General features: G+C 57.3%; 20 protein-coding genes. 19 read left to right on the forward strand and 1 reads right to left on the reverse strand.

What is annotated here, in order from left to right:
- Positions 1-504 precede the first annotated feature (504 nt).
- From KBX14_RS10725 to der, 16 genes are all read left to right on the forward strand, one after another.
- Positions 505-1,179 (forward strand): hypothetical protein, encoded by a 675-nt coding sequence (locus KBX14_RS10725; protein ID WP_070477184.1) that lies wholly within the window; start codon positions 505-507, stop codon positions 1,177-1,179.
- Positions 1,179-2,171: an HAD-IIA family hydrolase gene (locus KBX14_RS10730; protein ID WP_256020435.1), complete on the forward strand. Its 993-nt coding sequence runs from the start codon at positions 1,179-1,181 to the stop codon at positions 2,169-2,171. The genes KBX14_RS10725 and KBX14_RS10730 overlap by 1 nt, the downstream gene beginning before the upstream one ends.
- A 189-nt stretch (positions 2,172-2,360) precedes the next feature.
- Complete coding sequence (locus tag KBX14_RS10735) at positions 2,361-3,185, forward strand: TlyA family RNA methyltransferase (RefSeq protein ID WP_071572648.1); 825 nt, start codon at positions 2,361-2,363, stop codon at positions 3,183-3,185.
- A 2-nt stretch (positions 3,186-3,187) separates the two neighbouring features.
- The gene (locus KBX14_RS10740; protein ID WP_070977101.1) at positions 3,188-4,111 is read left to right on the forward strand and encodes an NAD kinase; all 924 of its coding nucleotides are present in this window, start codon (positions 3,188-3,190) and stop codon (positions 4,109-4,111) included.
- A gap of 6 nt (positions 4,112-4,117) precedes the next feature.
- Positions 4,118-5,842 (forward strand): DNA repair protein RecN, encoded by a 1,725-nt coding sequence (gene recN, locus KBX14_RS10745; protein WP_070977099.1) that lies wholly within the window; start codon positions 4,118-4,120, stop codon positions 5,840-5,842.
- Between the two features lie 49 nt (positions 5,843-5,891).
- Positions 5,892-7,082, forward strand: coding sequence for a putative cytokinetic ring protein SteA (gene steA, locus KBX14_RS10750; protein ID WP_256042537.1), 1,191 nt, complete (start codon positions 5,892-5,894; stop codon positions 7,080-7,082).
- Between the two features lie 19 nt (positions 7,083-7,101).
- Positions 7,102-7,908 carry a copper transporter gene (locus KBX14_RS10755; RefSeq protein ID WP_083329555.1) on the forward strand — a complete coding sequence of 269 codons (807 nt, stop codon included), beginning with the start codon at positions 7,102-7,104 and terminating at the stop codon, positions 7,906-7,908.
- Entirely contained in the window at positions 7,905-8,552 is a 648-nt protein-coding gene (locus KBX14_RS10760) for an NUDIX hydrolase (RefSeq protein ID WP_070362505.1), read from the forward strand. Before KBX14_RS10755 ends, KBX14_RS10760 begins: the two co-directional genes overlap by 4 nt.
- On the forward strand, positions 8,553-9,470 hold the full coding sequence (xerD, locus tag KBX14_RS10765) for a site-specific tyrosine recombinase XerD (protein ID WP_070362504.1): 918 nt from the start codon (positions 8,553-8,555) through the stop codon (positions 9,468-9,470).
- Positions 9,471-9,520: 50 nt separating this feature from the next.
- Positions 9,521-10,555, forward strand: coding sequence for a hypothetical protein (locus KBX14_RS10770; RefSeq protein WP_145945248.1), 1,035 nt, complete (start codon positions 9,521-9,523; stop codon positions 10,553-10,555).
- A 67-nt stretch (positions 10,556-10,622) separates the two neighbouring features.
- Positions 10,623-11,495 (forward strand): ParA family protein, encoded by an 873-nt coding sequence (locus KBX14_RS10775; RefSeq protein ID WP_256042538.1) that lies wholly within the window; start codon positions 10,623-10,625, stop codon positions 11,493-11,495.
- Positions 11,496-11,506: 11 nt separating this feature from the next.
- Complete coding sequence (locus KBX14_RS10780; RefSeq protein ID WP_070362501.1) at positions 11,507-12,325, forward strand: ScpA family protein; 819 nt, start codon at positions 11,507-11,509, stop codon at positions 12,323-12,325.
- Between the two features lie 17 nt (positions 12,326-12,342).
- Positions 12,343-12,897, forward strand: coding sequence for an SMC-Scp complex subunit ScpB (scpB, locus tag KBX14_RS10785; RefSeq protein ID WP_070362500.1), 555 nt, complete (start codon positions 12,343-12,345; stop codon positions 12,895-12,897).
- Between the two features lie 62 nt (positions 12,898-12,959).
- Positions 12,960-13,886, forward strand: coding sequence for a pseudouridine synthase (locus tag KBX14_RS10790; RefSeq protein WP_070362499.1), 927 nt, complete (start codon positions 12,960-12,962; stop codon positions 13,884-13,886).
- A 12-nt stretch (positions 13,887-13,898) separates the two neighbouring features.
- On the forward strand, positions 13,899-14,591 hold the full coding sequence (cmk, locus tag KBX14_RS10795) for a (d)CMP kinase (protein ID WP_070363526.1): 693 nt from the start codon (positions 13,899-13,901) through the stop codon (positions 14,589-14,591).
- The gene (der, locus tag KBX14_RS10800) at positions 14,588-16,081 is read left to right on the forward strand and encodes a ribosome biogenesis GTPase Der (RefSeq protein ID WP_070362498.1); all 1,494 of its coding nucleotides are present in this window, start codon (positions 14,588-14,590) and stop codon (positions 16,079-16,081) included. Before cmk ends, der begins: the two co-directional genes overlap by 4 nt.
- 2 nt (positions 16,082-16,083) lie before the next feature.
- Here der and KBX14_RS10805 read toward each other — a convergent pair whose 3' ends face one another.
- Positions 16,084-16,857, reverse strand: a complete 774-nt coding sequence (locus tag KBX14_RS10805; protein WP_070362497.1) for a class I SAM-dependent methyltransferase — start codon at positions 16,855-16,857, stop codon at positions 16,084-16,086.
- Positions 16,858-16,901: 44 nt separating this feature from the next.
- Between KBX14_RS10805 and KBX14_RS10810 the strand changes: the two genes are divergently transcribed.
- The 3 genes from KBX14_RS10810 to KBX14_RS10820 are packed head-to-tail and all read left to right on the forward strand — an operon-like array spanning position 16,902 to position 19,443.
- Positions 16,902-17,900: a PHB depolymerase family esterase gene (locus KBX14_RS10810; RefSeq protein ID WP_084028582.1), complete on the forward strand. Its 999-nt coding sequence runs from the start codon at positions 16,902-16,904 to the stop codon at positions 17,898-17,900.
- Positions 17,897-18,844 (forward strand): diacylglycerol kinase family protein, encoded by a 948-nt coding sequence (locus KBX14_RS10815; RefSeq protein WP_084028581.1) that lies wholly within the window; start codon positions 17,897-17,899, stop codon positions 18,842-18,844. The genes KBX14_RS10810 and KBX14_RS10815 overlap by 4 nt, the downstream gene beginning before the upstream one ends.
- A gap of 41 nt (positions 18,845-18,885) precedes the next feature.
- Positions 18,886-19,443 (forward strand): gamma carbonic anhydrase family protein, encoded by a 558-nt coding sequence (locus KBX14_RS10820; RefSeq protein ID WP_256042539.1) that lies wholly within the window; start codon positions 18,886-18,888, stop codon positions 19,441-19,443.
- The last annotated feature ends 50 nt before the right edge of the window (positions 19,444-19,493 follow it).

A 19,493-nucleotide genomic window follows, 5' to 3' on the forward strand; every position in this document is an offset into this window, starting at 1 on the left:
TTCCTGTGTGTGGTGGGTGTCACTGTTCCCGTTGTGGGGGTGGTGGTACCCACCACACTCTTTTTTGTGCACCCACAACAAACAACGAGGGCCGTCTTTACGAAGTCTGATGACGCCAGCGCTCCTTGTTTGTAGACTCAGAGGTGCAACTCTGACTGGCCGGATGATTGGGAATTTGTTTCAACAGGTGCACAATAAGTTCTTATTTTCGGACATTCCTGTTTATAATGACTTGTTCCAATAGAAAGGTGTTTCATGTCCGATCGCTCTAACGAGAGACCACGTCGCAACCACGGTTCTTCTTCCTCCAAGGGGCGGAACGGGCGGCCAGGCAATGGGGGCCGGAAAGGTCGGCGCGACGACAGTAGGGATCGTCGCAATGATCGCAGCGGTGACGGCCGTGGTAGGAGCAGAAACGCTCGTCCTGGCGGCGATGAAGAACGCAAATTCAACAATCGTCACAATCGCTCGCAGCCTCGTCGGCAGGGCTACCGCGAGGATAGGATGGCTCAAAAGCTTTCTGAACCCGACCTGCCTTCCGATCTTGACATCAGTGTTCTCGACCCGTCCGTGCTGCAAGATTTGAAGGTGTTGTCACATGACAACGCAACTCGCGTCGCGAAGCACATGATTATGGCTGCAGATCTGCTCGACGACGACCCGGCGCTTGCCTTGCGTCATGCTAGGGCAGCAAAGAATCGTGCCGGACGTGTTGGGGTTGTTCGTGAAACGAATGGTGTAATCGCTTACCACGCAGGTGAGTGGAAAGAGGCACTTTCTGAGCTGCGAGCTGCCCGGCGCATGAGTGGCGGCCCTGGGCTTTTGGCTGTGATGGCTGATGCTGAACGCGGACTTGGTCGTCCCGAGAAGGCGTTGGAGCTTGGTCGGAGTCCTGAGGCGCGAGACCTCGATCGTGAGGGACGTATTGAGCTTGCCATCGTTCTTTCTGGTGCGCGTCGCGATCTGGGCCAGGTTGATTCTGCGATTGCGACTTTGGAACGTGTACGTCCGAACAAGGACGAGCGGGACGTCTCTGCAATGCGTTTGTCTTACGCCTACGCCGACGCATTGCTGGCTGCTGGCCGAAAGGCTGAAGCTGCTGACTGGTTCAAGCATGTTATTGAGTTGGATCCGGAGATGTTGACGGATGCGAAGCAGCGTTTGGAAGAGACGGAGTAGTGGCTTTGGGTTCTCTTGCTCATCAATATGACGTGTTGCTCTTTGACTTAGACGGCACGGTTTGGGAGGGCGGCCGCGCGTTAGACAATGCGGTTTCCAGCATCATCGAATGTGGTGTGACACCTTTCTACATCACGAATAATGCATCCCGGCCTTCGGCCCTCGTCGCCGAAATGCTTGGTGATATTGGGCTAGAGTGCTCGAGTGAGGAGATTATTACCTCAGCAGAGGCAGCTTTGGAGCTAGCGCGACCCCTGTTGAAAGAGGATGATCCCATCCTTGTTCTTGGTGCGCAGTCGTTCAAAGACTTGGTTTCTGGGGCCGGTTATCGCGTAGTCTCTAGTGCTGACGACGCACCAGTTGCGGTGCTACAAGGGCACTGCCCGGAAACTGGGTGGCGTGAGCTGTCTGAAGCAGCGTTGGCGATTCGCAACGGGGCGGTCTACTTGGCTTCAAACCTTGATACTTCCTTGCCGATGGAGCGGGGGCTTATGGTCGGTAATGGCTCGATGGTGGCGGCGGTGACGTCGGCAACCGGCGTTGTCCCAGAGGCAGCCGGAAAGCCAGAACCGGCTATGTTCCATCAGGCTGTGAAGCTGTCGGGTGCTACGCGAGCGTTGGCGGTCGGTGACCGTTTAGATACCGATATTGCCGGTGGAAATCGTGCGGGGATGGATACGTTGCAGGTACTTACAGGTGTGTCTGGTCCTTATGCTTTGTTGGCGGCTAAGCCGGTGGAGCGCCCGACATATATTGGTGATGACTTGCGTAGCCTCTTGGCAGATGCGGAGAGCTTGCGGCCGGGAGCACAGGGCGGTTTCGTGGCGAAGCTGCAAGGAGATACGCTCCTGCTTAACGGTGGTGCTGCATCTTCTTCGCCTACGGAGGCCTTGCGAACGGCTCTGGCTGTTGCGTGGTCTGCAGAGGCCGAAGTACGAGTGGTTGAGCCGGTATCGCAGTGGGCGCAGAAGGCTGTGGAGTCGTGGTGGTAGGGCACGCCCCGAAACCCCACGATCCGAGGCGAGCCGGCATTTCACCGGAAGAATTGCGTTCGAAGGTAGATAGTGTGCTGGCGCGGGTGCCGTCTACGATAAGGGATGAACTTGAACAGTTGGCTGAGGCTCATGACGTTTTAGCAGAAGCGCTAAAAGACTGAGCATCGCCGTAGGAGAGGAGTACGGGTGGCACCTGGTCGGCGACGCCTTGACGCAGAACTTGTTCGACGAAAGATCGCTCGTTCACGGGAGCAGGCCCGGACATGGATTCTTGAAGGACGCGTTGAGGTCGGAGGGTTTCCTGCAAAAAAGCCAGCTACAGTTGTCGAACCCGATGTTTCCATCAAGGTCGATGTTGATAACACCGATGACTGGGCTTCCCGTGGCGCGCACAAACTTCTGGGGGCACTAGAGCACTTCGAAAAGCTTGGGTTTACGGTCAAGGATAGGACGGTGATTGACGCGGGAGCGTCAACGGGGGGATTCACTGACGTTTTGCTACGAAGAGGTGTCCGCCGGGTCTTTGCGGTAGATGTCGGTTACGGGCAATTACTTTGGCGGCTGCAAAACGATCCGCGTGTGACGGTGATGGACCGTGTGAATATACGGTCGTTGACTGCCGACATGCTGAGCGAGTCGGCCAATTGCATGGTGGGTGATTTATCGTTTATCTCTTTGAAGCTTGTGCTTCCTGCGCTGGTAGCAGCGCTTGAGGACGAGGCGGACCTCCTGCCGATGGTGAAACCACAGTTTGAGGTTGGTAAAGACCGCGTTGGTCACGGGGGTGTCGTTCGTTCGGCAGAGCTGCGTCGAGAAGCAGTGGTAGATGTCGCATTGTTCGCACAGTCGCTGGGGCTTGAGGTGAAATCAATGGTTGCATCTCCGTTGCCAGGTCCGAGTGGTAACGTAGAATACTTTCTGTGGCTGCGTAAGACAGCAAATGCGCAGGAACAATCTGTCGAGGCCGTCGAAGAGATGGCAGCACAGGCGGTGCAGGAAGGGCCAGCGTAGAAATGTCTGTAGATGATCGGCGACGCATTTTGTTGGTGCCCCATTTTTACAGGCCCGACAATATTGAGGCTGCGGCGAATTCTGCCCGGATGCTGCAGCAGGCTGGCATTGAGGTGCAGTTGCTTTCTGCGGGGGAATCAAGTCCCGCTGAAGAGGATCCAGTATTGCAGAAGCTCGAGCACGTAAGCCCAGGGGCCGAGGCTGGCCGAGGCTGCGAGCTTGTATTTGTGCTTGGAGGCGATGGAACGTTTTTACGCGCAGCAAACTTTGCGCACCTTCAGGACATTCCAGTGCTCGGGGTGAATCTCGGCCATGTGGGATTCTTGGCAGAGTCCGAAGCGGAAAGCCTGGAAGATGTGCTGTCCTCGGTGATAGCGCGCTCATATCGGGTTGAAGACCGCATGACACTTGACGTGCGGGTTTTGGATGCGACGGGTGAAGTGCTTGGCGAAAGTTGGGCGCTGAATGAATGCAGCATTGAGAACTCGGATCGTACAAGAGTGCTTGATGCGTTTCTGGAGATCGATTACAGGCCGGTATCTTCGTTCGGTTGTGATGGTGTGCTGGTATCTACGCCTACTGGATCAACCGCGTATGCTTTTTCGGCCGGTGGTCCGGTGATGTGGCCTGAGCTCGATGCCATCTTGGTGGTTCCGAATAATGCGCACGCCCTCTTCGCGAAGCCAATGGTTGTTTCACCGTTGTCGACGGTAGCGGTTGAGTCCTTTTCGACGACCAGCTCCGCTGTTGTCGTGATGGATGGGGTTCGAAGGATTATGATGCCGCCAGGTGCACGGGTCGAAGTGACGCGTGGTCGCCGCCCGGTGCGCTGGGTTCGGCTTGATGAGCGTCCGTTTACCGACCGCCTAGTGGAGAAGTTTCAGCTTCCGGTATCTGGGTGGCGTGGCCCAGACAAAGAGAGGTAGATCGGCGTGCTGTCGGAAATTGCTATCAGGAACCTTGGTGTAATCCCTCACGCTAGCGCGGAGCTCTCGGAAGGTTTGACAGTCCTTACGGGTGAAACTGGCGCCGGTAAGACGATGGTGGTCACGGGTTTGCGGCTGTTGACTGGTGGTCGTGCTGATGCTTCTCGTGTTCGGACGGGAGCGCCGGAAGCGGTGGTGGAGGGTGCGTTTGCGGTAACAGGAATCCACGAGGACAGTCGCGAGGCTATTGCGAAGATCGCGGAGAACGCTGGTGCGGTCCTCGATGAAAATGGTGAGTACGTCGTAGTTCGTTCCGTAAAAGCGACAGGCAGGTCGAAGGCGCACTTTGGTGGCCGAGCGGTACCGGCTGCGACACTCAACGAAGTCTCCTCGCACCTGCTTACGATTCATGGCCAGAACGATCAGCTACGTTTGATGTCGCCAGAACAGCAACTGCATGCGTTGGACCGCTTCGATCCTGCTGCTTCAAAGGTTCTCCGTGCGTATCAGGAAGCGTGGAAGCGCTGGCGCGTTGCGAAGAGAGATTTAGAGGAGCGGACAAAGCGGCGTCGAGAATTAGCGATGGAACAGGACCGTCTCCTGTTTGCTGTCAACGAGATCGACGAGGTCGCACCCGAGCCAGGTGAAGACGCTGAGCTCGTCTCTGCGATTCAGCGCCTGCAAGATGTTGATGGATTGCGCTCCGCGGTTCAAGAGGCGATGGTTGCAATCGATGGCGCTGAGGCGGTTGGTGAGTATGACGAGGCGTCCGCCGCTTCAGATTTGGTAGGGCAGGCTGCGAGTGCACTTGGTGCATCCACTGATACGCAGCTGCAGGAGCTGGGGCGTCGACTAGAAGAAGCCGCCACTGTGCTTTCGGATGTTTCTTCGGAACTTGGAACGTATTTGTTTTCGTTGGATGCGGATCCGCATGCGCTCGAGAACATGCTTCAGAGGCAACAGTCGTTAAAAGTGCTGACCCGAAAGTACGCGTCGGACATTGATGGTGTGCTGCGTTGGAGGGACGAGGCGCAGCAACGGTTGGCGTCAATTGATACGTCGGATGAGGCCCTCGCGGAGCTTCAACTGCGGGTTGATGACGCTGCGACCGAGATGAAGCAGCACGCTGAGGAGTTGACGGGCATTCGTCGCGATGCTGCACGACGGTTCTCTGAGGCGGTGACACAGGAGTTGCATGGGCTGGCGATGCCTAAGGCTGTGCTGAGCGTCCGCGTTGAGGGGGCAGACTACGGCCGTGATGGCGCTGATGCTGTCGAGATTTGTCTGTCGCCTAACGCTGCGTCAGAGCCAAAGCCATTGGCAACCAGCGCGTCAGGAGGTGAGCTTTCACGCGTCATGCTCGCGATTGAAGTGATCCTTGCCGGGTCAACGCACGGCGCGACATTCGTCTTTGATGAGGTTGATGCTGGTGTCGGTGGTCAGGCCGCGGTGGAGATAGGGCGTCGCCTTGCACGGCTCGCAGTAAACAATCAGGTAATTGTGGTGACGCACCTGCCACAGGTTGCGGCTTACGCGGACAGACACTTACACGTTGCGAAGAACGTTGGCGATGAAACCGTGACATCAGGAGTGCTTGTGCTTGACGATGCCGAGCGCGTGGAGGAACTAGCTCGCATGATGGCTGGGATGGCGAACTCGGAAACAGGAAAGGCGCACGCGGCGGAGCTACTGGAGCAGGCACAGCGCGAAACAAAAGAGTTTCGTCGATAGCCCGCGCGCCTAGCAGTACTTGGCGTGCGATGCAGGCAGAATTCAACATATGACTGAAACTTCTGCAACTTCTGAATCGACTAGCGCGCCGTTGCAGGGACCGCTGCGTGATTGCACGCCGCAAGGCAAGGGGCGCGGCCGTCTTCGTTCTGGGGATATTGCCTTCGTTGATGCTCCAGATATCAGCCGTAGGGAAGCTGAGATGTTGATCAACGCGGCACCGGCGGCGGTTGTCAATATTGCACGATTTAGCACTGGGGCTGTGCCTAATTACGGCCCGCACTTGCTTCTCGACGCCGGCATTCCACTGTTTGAAGCTGCCGGTGCGGAGATGCGGGCGTCGATACGCGATGGCAAGAAGACATCCGTAACGGCTTCGGGTGAGATCAAGGTTGGGCGCAAGGAAGTCGGTTCTGCTTCACCAGTGGTGCGCGCTGATGTTGACGCGACGTTTATTGAAGCACAGCGTCACCTCGTAGATCACATGGAGGCGTACTTCGGAAACACGATTGAATTTATTCACTCCGAATCGCCGCTGCTTATCGATGGTGTTGGCGCGCCTGAGTTAGGTGACGTGATTGCGGACCGAAAAGTTATTATCGCGAGCCCGTGCCCAGATCTTCGAGAGCGCATAGAATCGTTGCGCAATTTTATCCGTGAGTTCACACCTGTGCTGATTGGTGTAGGCAAGGCGACGAACACCTTGGCGGAGATGGGCTACGCTCCCGACTTCATCGTGGGCGACCCGGGCGACGTGGCTGAAGAAAATTTGCGAAGCGACGCGCGGGTGATTTTGCCAGCGGACCCCGACGGCTACGCGCCTGGTCTGGAGCGCATCCAGGATCTTGGAGTAGGTGCGATGACGTTTCCCGCCGCGACCGAATCTGCAACAGACCTGGCGGTGTTACTGAGCGTGTTCCACGATGCAGAAATGATCGTGATGGTTGAGCAGCCCGTGAACCTGGACCGTATCTTTACCGAATCAGACGAAAGCTCGCCGGCAGCACTGCTCACTCGTTTGAAAGCGGGCCAAAAACTGGTGGATTCCACAGTGATAGCTGATTTGTACAATCTGACGACTGGTCGGGGAGTCGCCTGGGCGTGGGCAATTTTGGGATTGCTTGTTGCTGCGGCGACGATTGTACTCATCGTCGGGCTTGGCGGGAGTGGGCCGTTTAGCACGAACCTGGTGGATACGTGGAACACGATAGTTACACAGCTGCAGAGTCTGTGGAGCTAATAGGGAGTAGGTGGTTTTGATGTCTTCAGGAAGTAGTTCGGCAGGTTATGTTGCAGCAGGTCTGGGCTGGGGCATTGCACTTGGTGTCGCAGCAGGAATGCTGGTGATTGCGCCAGCAATGGGCACGCTTGATTTTTCAACGTCGTCGCAGTTAGGCGAGTCGCAACAGTCGGCTGACGCCTCGCAGGGGACAAAATTTGAGTTTTCCGATGCAGTGATAGCTCAGCATTCGGCCGAGCTTGTTGCGAACACGCTGGATGGTAAGTCAGTGATGGTGCTTCGCACACACGATGCGTCAGCGGAAGATGTCGATGCTGTAACGTGGCTGCTTCGCACCGCAGGGGCATCAGAAGCGGGCCAGATTACGTTGGGCGAGAAGTTTACCCAGCAGGAGTCGGCTGATGCATTGAGTACGATCATCGCGAACACCCTGCCGGCAGGAGCGCAGCTTTCCGTTGATCGACGCGCGCCTGGCACACATGCTGGCCAGTCGCTGGGGAGCGTTCTGCTCAAGGATCCAGCGACTGGTGAACCGGTGGCTCCGGAATCTGATCGTAATTTCGTTATAGAGGCGCTGCATGGAGGCGGTTTCATAGACGACACAGATGTTTCAGCGCCTGCTGATGCGATTGTTGTGATCGGCGCCGGTGATACCGGCGGGGAGCGTTCTTTCGGGACACAACTGTTGACAGACATGACCGCGGAGCTCAATGACTTAGCTGCGGCAGTGTATGCGGCGCCAGATGAAGACGGTGGGTTTGTTGATACAGAAGCAGGCAGGGTGTCGGCGGTGCTTTCGCTTGCGGAAGAATTGGCGGTCGAATGATGCACGAGTTTGAAGTTCAACAGTCGGAGCTGCTGCTGGATGCACCGATTATCGCGGTGCGCAAAGATATTGTTTCGATGCCGGGGGGCGCTTCCGCGGCACGCGAGATCGTAGAGCACTTCGGTGCGGTTGCAGTGGTGGCCGTCGATTCCAAACGAAGGATTGCGATGGTCCGCCAGTACCGGCACAGCGTTCGGCGCCGGTTGTGGGAACTTCCTGCTGGCCTTCTCGACGTCAGCGAGGAAGACGCGCTTGTGTGCGCCCAGCGTGAGTTGGCCGAGGAAGCTGGTTTGGCTGCTGAGAAGTGGGCATTGTTGCTGGATCTGGTGACGTCCCCGGGGTTCGCAGAAGAAGCGGTGCGTGTGTACCTGGCTTCGGATCTCCGTGAGGCCCCTCGTGGTGAAGCCGAGTTCGAAGAAGCCGATATGGTGCTGGAATGGGTGCCAATTGAAGAGGCGCAATCGATGGTGTTTCGCGGTGACATCGTGAACTCGATTGCGATTGCCGGAGTGATGGCAGCGGCGCGAGTGCTAGAAGGCGAGGTAGAGCCGCGTGATGTAACCGAGCCCTTTGACCTGCGGCCAAGATCGCTAGCAGAGCGACGCACAGCGCAAGGCGTCACGCCCGATATGAAGAGGATCTAGTTGGACGTCAATGAGCTTGTTAGGCGTTGGCTCGAGCACCTTGCAGTTGAACGAGGTCTTTCAGCAAACACATTGAGCAACTATCGTCGGGACCTTAGACGGTATGCCTCGTGGCTGCATGCCAACGGCAAAGCTAACTTGTCTGAGGTGACCGCTGCAGACATCGAGGCGTACCTGGCGGACCTACGGCGTGGAGTTGATGGGGCTGCGCCGTTGGCGGCATCTTCGGCTGCGCGCGCACTTGTGGTTGCCCGCGGACTACACAAGTTTGGGGTGCTTGAGGGCGTACTTGCAGGTGATGAATCAGCCCAAGTAGCTCCACCTTCGCCTGGTAAGAAGCTGCCCGATACGCTAAGTATCGAAGAGGTCGGCAAGATGCTGGACTCGTGCCCCACGGAGGAGCCGATTGGGTTACGAGACAAAGCGTTACTGGAGTTGCTCTACGCCACGGGGGCGCGTGTGTCGGAAGTACTGGCGCTCTACGTCGATGACTTCATGGCACTCGAAGGCGAACAGCACGCGGTGCTGACATTGACAGGCAAAGGCAATAAGCAGCGCATCGTGCCGGTGGGGTCGATGGCGAAGGAGGCCGTCGAAAAATATCTGGTGCGCGGACGCCCAGCGCTGGCCAAAGGGCGCTCTCATTCGCTATTTCTGAACGCACGCGGCGGCAGCTTGTCTCGGCAAAGTGCTTGGACGGTCATCAGACGGGCCGCTGAGCGAGCCGGGATCACCAAGCATGTTTCTCCTCACACGTTGCGGCATTCTTTTGCAACACACATGCTCGACGGCGGCGCCGATGTACGAGTAGTGCAAGAACTGCTTGGGCACGCATCTGTGACGACTACCCAAATTTACACACACGTTACTGCGGAAAGCCTTCGGGAAGTCTGGCACGCTACGCACCCTCGTGCATAGGTATGTAGGGTTGACATGTTCTGATGCACGACTGGAAGGATTCTTGCCACATGGCTTTTCGACGACCCCACGTTCTCGCAACTGTCGCTGCTGCTACATGCGCTCTCGGGCTGAGCACCTCGGGAGCTGATATGAACGCGTATGCGCAGTTGCCGGAGGGGCTTGATCCTGCCGCGATCCAGCAGGCCATCCCCTCCGAGATCCACGTGCAGGCCGGGCAGACTACGACTGTCGACACCGGTGTTCCGCTGAATCTCAATTACAGTTCGGGTGGCTGGACCGTTGTATCATCTGGCACTTCTGTGTCCGTGACTGCTCCTGATACTCCAGGTGCAACGGTGAGCGTTCCGGTCTCCGCTGGGGGATACTCGGCGACCGTGAATCTCGTCGCAGTGGGCAGTGGTGAGACCGTTGATGCTCCACCTGAGAGCGCTGCGGAGCCTGGAAACGATGATGGTGCTGGCAAGCCACATGGCGATAGCGTTGATGACTCAAACAGGGAAGGACACGGATCCGAGACTGGTTCAGACTCAGATCAACGTGTGCACGACGCGCCCGCTGCGCCACAGGCCCACCGTGTCCCAGCCAAGGAGGTGGATACCACGAACGCGAAGCGCTTGGAGTTCGAGGGCGTCATCGAGGACAACAGCATTGTGGTGAAGGTGCCTCTGAGTAAGGCCGGACAGCTGATGAAGTACGCTAAGACCGATAGGGAAGGCGCCACACTTCGTTATGTAGACGTGGACGGCAATATCATTGAAGGCGTGAAGCGTGACGTGGACGTAGCGTCGCGCACGCTGACATTAACGTACCCGGAGGGACAGACGCCGGATAACCCCTTCATCATGGAGGTTGTCCGGGATGGATCGGCGGCGGAGTTCATCGCGGTGATAACGTCAAAGAACGCTCCGACTGCTGCACTAAAGGATGGAAATACCCAGGGAGGCGACAGTCAAGCGGAAACACTTGACGAATCGAGGGCGAATGACGGCCTTCTTGCCCTGGGCATCGCAGGAATTGCGGCACTGGTGGCCTTGCTGCTCATCGTGTTCCTGATTCGAAAGAGGCGACAGGCACATAACTAGGTATGGCATTGTAAGATAATTGCGTCAAGGGCTTACACGTGACGCGCATTGGACGGAAGGGATGACAATGGCAGGCAACGCATTGTTTGACGCTGCTGAAGAAAAGAAGTTTCTCACGGGACGTCCATTCCGCGAGTTCCCTCAGCCTGAACCGCTCGAGCACCACGGCCCGGCGACCATCCTATCGATGGTGAATCAGAAGGGTGGCGTCGGCAAAACGACGTCGACAATCAACCTGGGTGCATGTCTCGCAGAGCAAGGGCGCAAGGTGCTGCTTGTTGACCTCGACCCGCAGGGTGCGCTCTCAGCCGGTCTTGGAGTGTCCCATGATGAAGAGCAAGTCACCGTGTATGACTTGCTTTTTGACAACACTGCGTCGATCCACGCGGCCATTCGGCACTCGAATTTGCCGGGGCTGGACCTTGTCCCCGCGAACATTGACCTTTCTGCTGCGGAGATTCAACTGGTCAATGAAGTCGGCCGTGAACACACATTGGCCCGTGCGCTCCGCCCTGTGCGCAACGAGTACGACATCATCATCATCGACTGTGGCCCTTCGCTCGGCCTGTTGACCGTCAATGCGCTGGCGTGTTCGGCGGGCGTGATGATTCCGATGGAGTGCGAGTACTTTTCGCTCCGTGGTCTTGCGTTGTTGACTGACACAGTGGAAAAGGTGCGAGACCGCATCAATTTCGACCTTGACATCGTAGGCATCCTGGTCACGATGTTTGACCGACGCACTACACACGCGCGAGAAGTGATGGATCGAGTCGTTGAGGTATTCGGCGAGCGAGTTTTTGACACGGTGATTACCCGAACGGTTCGATTCCCGGAGACCTCGGTTGCCGGTGAACCGATCATTACTTGGGCGCCGCACTCCCAAGGCGCAGAGCAGTACCGGCAGTTGGCGCTTGAGCTGCTCGAGCGCATTGATAAGTAGTTTGTTGCACCGTGTCTGAGGACGCCACCGAGGGAGTCCAGCCCGAGATCACCGGTTTTACGTTGGCCCTCCAGAACTTTGAGGGGCCGTTTGATCTGCTCCTGCACCTCATCCACTCCAAGAAGCTGGACGTGACCGAAGTTGCACTAGCTGAGGTGACCGACGAGTTTATTGCATACACGCGTGCGCTGGGTGCAGCAGCGCAACTTGACGAAGTCACTGAATTTCTTCTTGTGGCTTCCACACTGCTGGATTTGAAGACTGCGCGGTTACTTCCGCGCGACGGAGACACAGAGATTGAAGATCTTGAGCTCCTGGAGGCTCGGGACCTGCTCTTTGCGCGTCTCCTCCAGTACCGTGCGTATCAGCAGGTCGCTGACGAGTTCGTGGCCTGGCAACGCAACGCGAAGCGGAGATACCCGCGTGCGGTCTCAATCGAAGACCGATTTGCTGCGTTGCTTCCACCTGTGCAGCTGGGGCACACGCTTGATTCCTTTGCGGAGTTGGCCGCTGCTGTGTTTCGGCCCCGCCCACCGGAGGAAGTGCGGACGGACCACTTGCACGCGGTCAGCGTTTCGGTGCCCGAGCAGGCTGGGAAGCTACTGAGCGCGCTGCATCTCCTTGGTGCGGAGCAGTGGGTCGCATTTGAGGTGCTCACGAAGGACTGTAGTTCCTCCATGGAACTCGTGGGGCGCTTCTTGGCGTTGTTGGAGTTGTACAAGGCTCGCGCGGTGGAGACCGAGCAGCCAGAAGCCCTCGGTAGCCTGGAGGTTTCCTGGACAGGAATCAACGTTGATCCTGCTGTGGTTGCGTCAAGCAACTGGGAATAGCGATAGAATGCCAGACCATGAATGCTCCCCAAATGGTTTCGCAGCTTCGCGCACGTATCGAATCGATTTTGCTGGTCGCGGACAATCCAGTCACGGTAGATGCATTAGCGTCGGCACTGGGGGCGGAGCTGGGAGACGTCGAGAAGCAGCTCGAGGACTGGTCCGAGGAATGCGAACTGCGCGGCAGCGGGATCGACGTTCGGCGGACAGCTGAGGGGTGGCGACTGTACACGCGACCAGAATACGCAGACGCCGTGGAGGCATTTCTGCTTGATGGTGCACAGACGAAGCTGAGCCGCGCGGCAATGGAGACACTTGCGGTGGTTGCATATCGCCAGCCGGTGACACGCACGCAGGTTTCCGGAGTACGCGGCGTCAACGTTGATGGTGTGATGAAAACGCTGACGCTGCGAGGGCTCATTGCCGAGGTTGATCCAGACGAGTCGACCGGCGCGCACCGCTACGTCACTACCGAGCTCTTTCTTGAGTTGCTGGGCATAGATTCACTTGAGCGACTGCCGAACCTGGCGCCATTGTTGCCTGAGATCGACGATATCGAGGAAGCATGGTAAAGGCTGCTACACTTGCGGTCGTTCGAAGAACTGTATAACTCGCAAAGAGAAAAGGACTCAAGATGAATCCTCCCGCTCGCCGAGATGGCATACCGGAACAAGGAAAGAACGAGCCGTTCTATCCTTCGTATGCGAAACCGGCACGTAAACAACATGTCAAGCGTGACAAGCGCGCCAAGGCTGCCAATGAGGCTCCGAACCCACTCGATGACAACTGGTGGGACGACGAAGAAACAAAGCAGCGCAAGAAGAACACCGACGGGATCCGTCTGCAAAAAGTGCTCGCACAAGCAGGCGTCGCGTCGCGACGGCACTCTGAGATTATGATTGATCAGGGGCGCGTTGAGGTCAACGGGAAGATCGTTACCGTCCAGGGCACCCGTGTGAATCCGAACGTCGACGTGATTCGAGTTGACGGTGCACGCATCAATGTAAATGAGGACTTGGAGTATTTCGCGTTTAATAAGCCGCGCGGAGTACACACAACCATGCAAGATGAGCATGATCGCGCCTCTGTTGGTGACTTCGTTGCTGAGAGAGTCGCTGCAGGTCAGCGTCTGTTCCATGTCGGGCGTCTCGACGCCGACACTGAAGGGCTCTTGCTGCTTACCAACGACGGCGAGCTTGCAAACCGCCTCATGCACCCGCGCTACGAAGTTCGAAAAACGTACTTGGCCACGGTACTCGGCGAGTTTAAATCCGCTGATGCTAAGCAGTTGCGCGACGGTATTGAGCTCGATGATGGTGTGGCGAAGGCAGACTACGTGCAGATCGTCGATGTGCACAATGGCCAGTCGATTGTTCGCGTCGAACTACACGAAGGCCGCAAGCACATTGTCCGTCGGATGCTGAAAGCAGCTGGTTACCCGGTACAGCGTCTGGTGCGAACGAAAGTGCACACGGTGCAGCTCGGCGATATGAAGCCAGGATCGATGCGCGCACTCAACTCATCCGAGTTGGCATCACTGTTCAAGGCGGTGGGGATGTAAATGGAGGAAACGATGTTGAGTAACCAGCCAGATAATGGTCTGCTGCTTGCAGTAGATGGGCCGTCGGGTACTGGCAAGTCGACAATGTGCCGAGCGTTAGCCAAGAAGCTTGACGCAAAGTACATCGACACGGGCGCGATGTATCGAGTTGCGACGTTGGCGGTGTTGGACGCCGGCGTGGATCCGGAAGACACTAGTGCAGTCATCGCTGCTACTGCTGATCTGCCGATGGAGGTTTCCGACGACCCCGATGACAAGGCTGTTATTTTGGGCGGCCGGGACGTCTCCAACGTGATCCGAGGAGCGGAAGTTACCAGTGCAGTTTCTGCTGTTGCCGCGATCCCAGAGGTCCGTGAAAATTTGGTGGCCCTGCAGCGTCGCCTCGCCTCTGAGGCGCATCGCGCCATCGTTGAGGGCAGGGACATTGGCACCGTAGTTTTGCCAGATGCACCGGCCAAGGTGTACATGACGGCGTCAGCCCAGGTGCGTGCACAGCGCCGGTTCGACCAGGACACAGCAGCAGGCCGCAAAGTAGAGTTTGAGAAGGTATTAGCAGACGTGGAACGTCGTGATGCCCTTGACTCCTCCCGTGAGACCAGCCCACTGAAGCCGGCTGATGACGCATTGATCGTAGACACCTCTGAGATGGCTCCTGAACAGGTGCTGGCGGCCCTCGTCGACGTGATTGAAAGGAGCAGCAAATGACCACAGGAGATTCCTTTCCACAGGATTTCAATGAAGCTGACTTCAACGATGCGGATTTCGGTGAGGCGGACTTCGGAGATCTCAACTCCGCTGAGGAGTACACCGAGGAAGAGTGGGCAGCCGTTGAGGAAGCGTTCGGCATCTTCAATCCTGACTACATCGAAGAGGCCCTACCGACGGTGGCCATCGTTGGACGCCCAAACGTGGGCAAGTCCACACTGGTAAATCGATTTATTGGGCGTCGTGAAGCCGTGGTCGAAGACCACCCTGGTGTGACTCGCGACCGGATCAGTTACATTACTGACTGGGGAGGGCGACGTTTCTGGGTGCAAGACACTGGTGGCTGGGACCCGGACGCGAAAGGCATCAACGCGGCTATCGCGCACCAGTCGGAAGCTGCTATGGAAACTGCAGACGTCATCGTTTTTGTGGTCGATTCCCACACCGGCATCACGATGTCAGATGAGGCGATGGCTCGCAATCTGCAGCGTTCCGAAGTTCCAGTCATTTTGGTCGCGAACAAGTTTGAGTCCGAGTCGCAATGGGGCGACGTTGCTGAGCTGTACGCGCTCGGCCTCGGGGACCCGTGGCCAGTCTCAGCATTGCACGGTCGCGGCGGCGCGGATGTACTCGACGAGATTCTGCGACTGTTTCCGGATGAGCCGCGCGCGAAGGACTCCATCACAGATGGCCCACGCGCAGTTGCGCTGGTTGGACGCCCAAATGTGGGCAAGTCGAGTTTGCTGAACAAGCTTTCCAAATCGAAGCGCGCCGTAGTCGACAACGTTGCAGGTACCACTGTTGACCCTGTTGATGAACTGATCCAGCTCGACGGCAAACTGTGGAAGTTCATCGATACTGCCGGGCTGCGGAAGAAAGTCAAGAATGCGCAGGGGCACGAGTACTACGCCAGCCTTCGTACCCGAGGCACCATCGAGGCAGCGGAGGTGTGCGTCGTGCTTATCGACGCCTCCCAGGAGATTTCTGAGCAGGACCAGCGAGTGATCTCCATGGTGCTTGAAGCAGGCAAGGCGATGGTCATTTGCTTCAACAAGTGGGACTTGATGGACGAGGACCGTCGTTACTACTTCGACCGCGAGTTTGATGAGATGGTCGGGCACCTCCCGTGGGTGACGAAACTCAATATCTCGGCAGACACTGGGCGCGGGCTGCACCGCCTTGAGCCGGCGATGGAGGAAGCACTTGAGAACTGGGATCGTCGAATCACCACGGGACAGCTGAACAACTGGCTGCGCGATGCGATTGCCGCAAACCCACCGCCGATGAAGAACAACCGGTTGCCGAAGGTCTTGTTTGCCACCATGGTTGGCACGCGCCCACCGACAATCGTCCTGTTTACCACGGGGTTCTTAGACGGCAGCTACCGCCGCTACTTGGAGCGAAAGTTCCGTGAGCAGTTCGGCTACCACGGCACGCCGATTCGGATCGCAGTTCGTGTGCGTGAACGTAACCCGCGGCGTCGCAAGTAGCATTATCTACGGCCGTACAGGAACGCGTCGGTCCTGTACGGCAGTGGTATAAGTTGGCCAGGATCGAATCCGAGGCGCTCATGCAGGTACCAGGTGAGGTTGTTCGTCATTTTGTCCCGAGTGCGCTGGTTTGCGCGAAGCCAATAGGAACGGGTCGCCATGAGCGTGAATAGCTGATCCGTCCGGATCGGTTGAATCCACGTTGTTCGTAGTTCCCGCTTGAGGTGCCAAGGCTCGAAGACAGTGGGGTAGAAGCCTTTGGTAAGCACATCGCCAGAGTGCATAATCTTTGCCAGACGTAGTACCCACGGATGCTCCACCTCGAGGGTGTTCCAGCATAAGAGAAGTTCGCCGTCATCTTTGCTGATTCGGGCAGCTTCTGCGCTAGCGAGGTGTGGGTCGACCCAGTGCCACGCTTGGGCGAAGGTGATGGCGTCGAAAAGCTTGGGTGCTGATGCGGTGCACTCGGCGGTTGCGCGCCATACTGGAAGCTCTGGGTGTCGGGCGCGCAGTGTATTCGCCATGTCTGGTGAAGGTTCACAGCAAGCAACTCGGTGCCCGGCGGCGTGCAGTTGTGCAGCAAAAATTCCGGTACCGGAACCAACATCTAAGACAGTGCGGACGACTCCGCGACCGGCAAGTAGCTCAACTACTGAGTCCGGATATGACGGTCTGACCGCATCATAAGTGTCTGCGCCGACTGTGAACGCGCGTGACGAATTCAGCCGGTGCTCACTGCTGTGAAACAGTGGTTGGTGCTTTCCGCTTGGCTTCATAATCAACTAACCTAACAACCTGTGACTGTCAGGAGAATCCGCGAGTGAACATTTCCAACACGATGAACCGGCGCTGGTCGGTGCGTACGGTGCTGCTCGCTGTGCTGCTTGGCTGCGCAGTCATGGCTGGCTGTAGTGGAGACAACGAGGAGCCGGAGGCAACCGATGCGCTGCCGAATCCCCTGCGTACAGTGGAAAACGGTAGTCGGCCTGACACGGTTGCGGAAGTCGAACCGTGGAGCTCTGCATCAGTCGAGTCACGGACGATCCCGGCTGGGGGACTGCAGCGCGAGTACATACTCTCGCTACCAAAGGGTGCACAGCAGCGAGAAGGTTTGCCACTCATACTCGTATTCCACGGTTACACGAGCACAGCTGCGTCGATGCAGCGCACGACGGGCTTTAACAACGCGGACGCGGTTGTGGCGTACTTGCAAGGTGTGAACAAGGCGTGGGCGCCGGCACCGTATGCAAATACGAATGCACGTCAGGACCTGGCATTCGCTGACGCCGTGCGGGCGCAGCTACAACAAGAGTTTCACACCCAACCTGCTCGTACATTCGCCGCAGGCTTTTCAAATGGAGGAGGGTTCGCGGAGTTCCTGAGCTGCCAGCGACCACAGGATTACACCGCAGTGGCGACTGTGTCAGCCGCCGTCTATGACGCGGTGCTTGAGGGGTGCTCGGCGATCCCCGTCAAACGCATCGACATTCACGGGACCGCTGACAGCGTCATTGACTACAGCGGAGGAACCCGGCACAAGACGCACTACGCTGGTGCGTATCAAGACGTTGAGCGAGAAGCCCGACGCAACCACTGCAAAGCCACTGGCGAGGAGGCGCCGAAACCAGAGTGGTCAGAAGCACTGCCCGGTGTAGCAAAAGCTGAATGGGTCGGCTGTGATGCGGGGCTTGTGCATTACAAAGTGGATGGCGGCAAGCACGAATGGCTTGGGCCTGGTACTTCGCCGGCATCGAATTTGCCGATCGGTTTTGCCAGTGAAGCAGTACTGGAATTCTTCGGAATAGGGATGCAAAAGTGACTTCGGAAAAGTTGTTTCATCGCACCGCTGTGGTGGTGTATAACCCGACGAAGATTCGCGCTGCGGTTTTGGAGCGCTTTGTCGAACTCTACGCTGACCCTCGCCGCGAAATTTGCTGGGTACCCACGACAAAAGAGGACACGGCACTTGCTGGCTTCGCGACTGCACTCACCGAGGACGTGGACGTGGTACTCGTCGCGGGAGGTGACGGTACTGTCCGCCGCATCGCTCACGTCCTAGCAGACACCGGCATCAAGATGGGGATTATCCCAGTTGGTACCGGTAATCTACTTGCGCGAAACCTTGGCTTGCCATTGGATCCTGAGAGCGCGATACGCCGTGCGTTTACTGGAGAAGAGCACGCTGTGGACCTTTGCGAAGCCACAGTCACTCGGCGCGACGGCTCGCAGGAGACTTATGGGTTCACAGTCATGGCTGGAGTGGGCCTTGATGCGCAGATGGTTGAACGTACCAGGGAGGAATTAAAGCGACGCATAGGTCCGCTGGCATACATCGGCGGGATCGCACGATCGCTGGGCGGTGGTAACAGTGTGGAGGCTACCGTAACCGTCGACGACCATCCCTCGAACAGGCATCGCTTGCACACCATGATTTTCGGCAACTGCGGTGACTTGGTGAATAAAATCCCGCTGTTCCCCGATGCGCTCCCCGACGATGGCGAAATTGATGTCGTGGCGATGTCTCCGCGTGGACTTATCGGATGGTTGCTGATTGGCCTACGCATCGTGTTTAACACTCTGCGTGCACTCCTCGGTGGCGGGTGGCAGGGTATCCCAGCTCCGCAGATGGACTATTTCAAAGGACACACGATAAGCGTTTCTTTCGCTGCCCCCGAAGTATTCGAAGTTGATGGCGACACTATCGGATCGATCGAAGCAGCCACTATCCGGGTGATCCCACAAGCGTTGGTGCTGATGCGATAGATTCCGCTGCAGGGCCAATAGGGTTTCGGCATAATGGCGACATGATCTACTCATTTGAAGGTAAAACCCCGAAGATTCATCCGTCCGCATTCGTGTCCGATGAAGCCACGATTATCGGTGATGTCGAAATTGCCGAGGATGCCAATATTTGGCCCGGAGTGGTGATTCGTGGTGATGTTGGCGCGATTCGAATCGGTGAAAGGGTCAACGTGCAAGATGGATCAGTGCTGCACGTTGATGAGAACGGGAAGACCATTCTCGAAGCCGACGTGACCATTGGCCACCTTGCTATGGTGCACGGGTGCCATATTGAATCTGGGTGCCTAATCGGCATGAACGCGACCGTGCTGTCCGGGGCTCGCATTGGCAAGGGGAGCATCATCGCCGGTGGCGCAGTGGTGCTCGAAGGCCAACTGATACCTGAATTCTCACTCGCTGCAGGCGTACCGGCGCAGGTCAAGCGTGAGCTTGAGGAGTCAACCTACTCGGCACGTGAACGCCACGCAGCGTTTTATGTTGAGCTGGGGAAGCGCGCGGCGAGTGGGTTGGTACCGGTAGAACGTGCTGCAACTGGCTTAAGGGACATTTTGTGTGTATAAATCTATCTGGTTTCCTGGGATGACCTCGGCCAACAACCAGATATGGTTTT

The sequence above is a fragment of the Corynebacterium sp. CCUG 61414 genome (assembly GCF_024453945.1).
Classification (GTDB): domain Bacteria; phylum Actinomycetota; class Actinomycetes; order Mycobacteriales; family Mycobacteriaceae; genus Corynebacterium; species Corynebacterium pseudogenitalium.

Coding starts and splice junctions, on each gene's coding strand:
- KBX14_RS10725 (WP_070477184.1), top strand. CDS start 505: ATGGCTCAAAAGCTTTCTGAACCCGACCTGCCTTCCGATCTTGACATC.
- KBX14_RS10740 (WP_070977101.1), top strand. CDS start 3,188: ATGTCTGTAGATGATCGGCGACGCATTTTGTTGGTGCCCCATTTTTAC.
- steA (WP_256042537.1), top strand. CDS start 5,892: ATGACTGAAACTTCTGCAACTTCTGAATCGACTAGCGCGCCGTTGCAG.
- KBX14_RS10755 (WP_083329555.1), top strand. CDS start 7,102: ATGTCTTCAGGAAGTAGTTCGGCAGGTTATGTTGCAGCAGGTCTGGGC.
- KBX14_RS10760 (WP_070362505.1), top strand. CDS start 7,905: ATGATGCACGAGTTTGAAGTTCAACAGTCGGAGCTGCTGCTGGATGCA.
- KBX14_RS10770 (WP_145945248.1), top strand. CDS start 9,521: ATGGCTTTTCGACGACCCCACGTTCTCGCAACTGTCGCTGCTGCTACA.
- KBX14_RS10775 (WP_256042538.1), top strand. CDS start 10,623: ATGGCAGGCAACGCATTGTTTGACGCTGCTGAAGAAAAGAAGTTTCTC.
- scpB (WP_070362500.1), top strand. CDS start 12,343: ATGAATGCTCCCCAAATGGTTTCGCAGCTTCGCGCACGTATCGAATCG.
- KBX14_RS10790 (WP_070362499.1), top strand. CDS start 12,960: ATGAATCCTCCCGCTCGCCGAGATGGCATACCGGAACAAGGAAAGAAC.
- cmk (WP_070363526.1), top strand. CDS start 13,899: ATGTTGAGTAACCAGCCAGATAATGGTCTGCTGCTTGCAGTAGATGGG.
- der (WP_070362498.1), top strand. CDS start 14,588: ATGACCACAGGAGATTCCTTTCCACAGGATTTCAATGAAGCTGACTTC.
- KBX14_RS10805 (WP_070362497.1), bottom strand. CDS start 16,857: ATGAAGCCAAGCGGAAAGCACCAACCACTGTTTCACAGCAGTGAGCAC.
- KBX14_RS10820 (WP_256042539.1), top strand. CDS start 18,886: ATGATCTACTCATTTGAAGGTAAAACCCCGAAGATTCATCCGTCCGCA.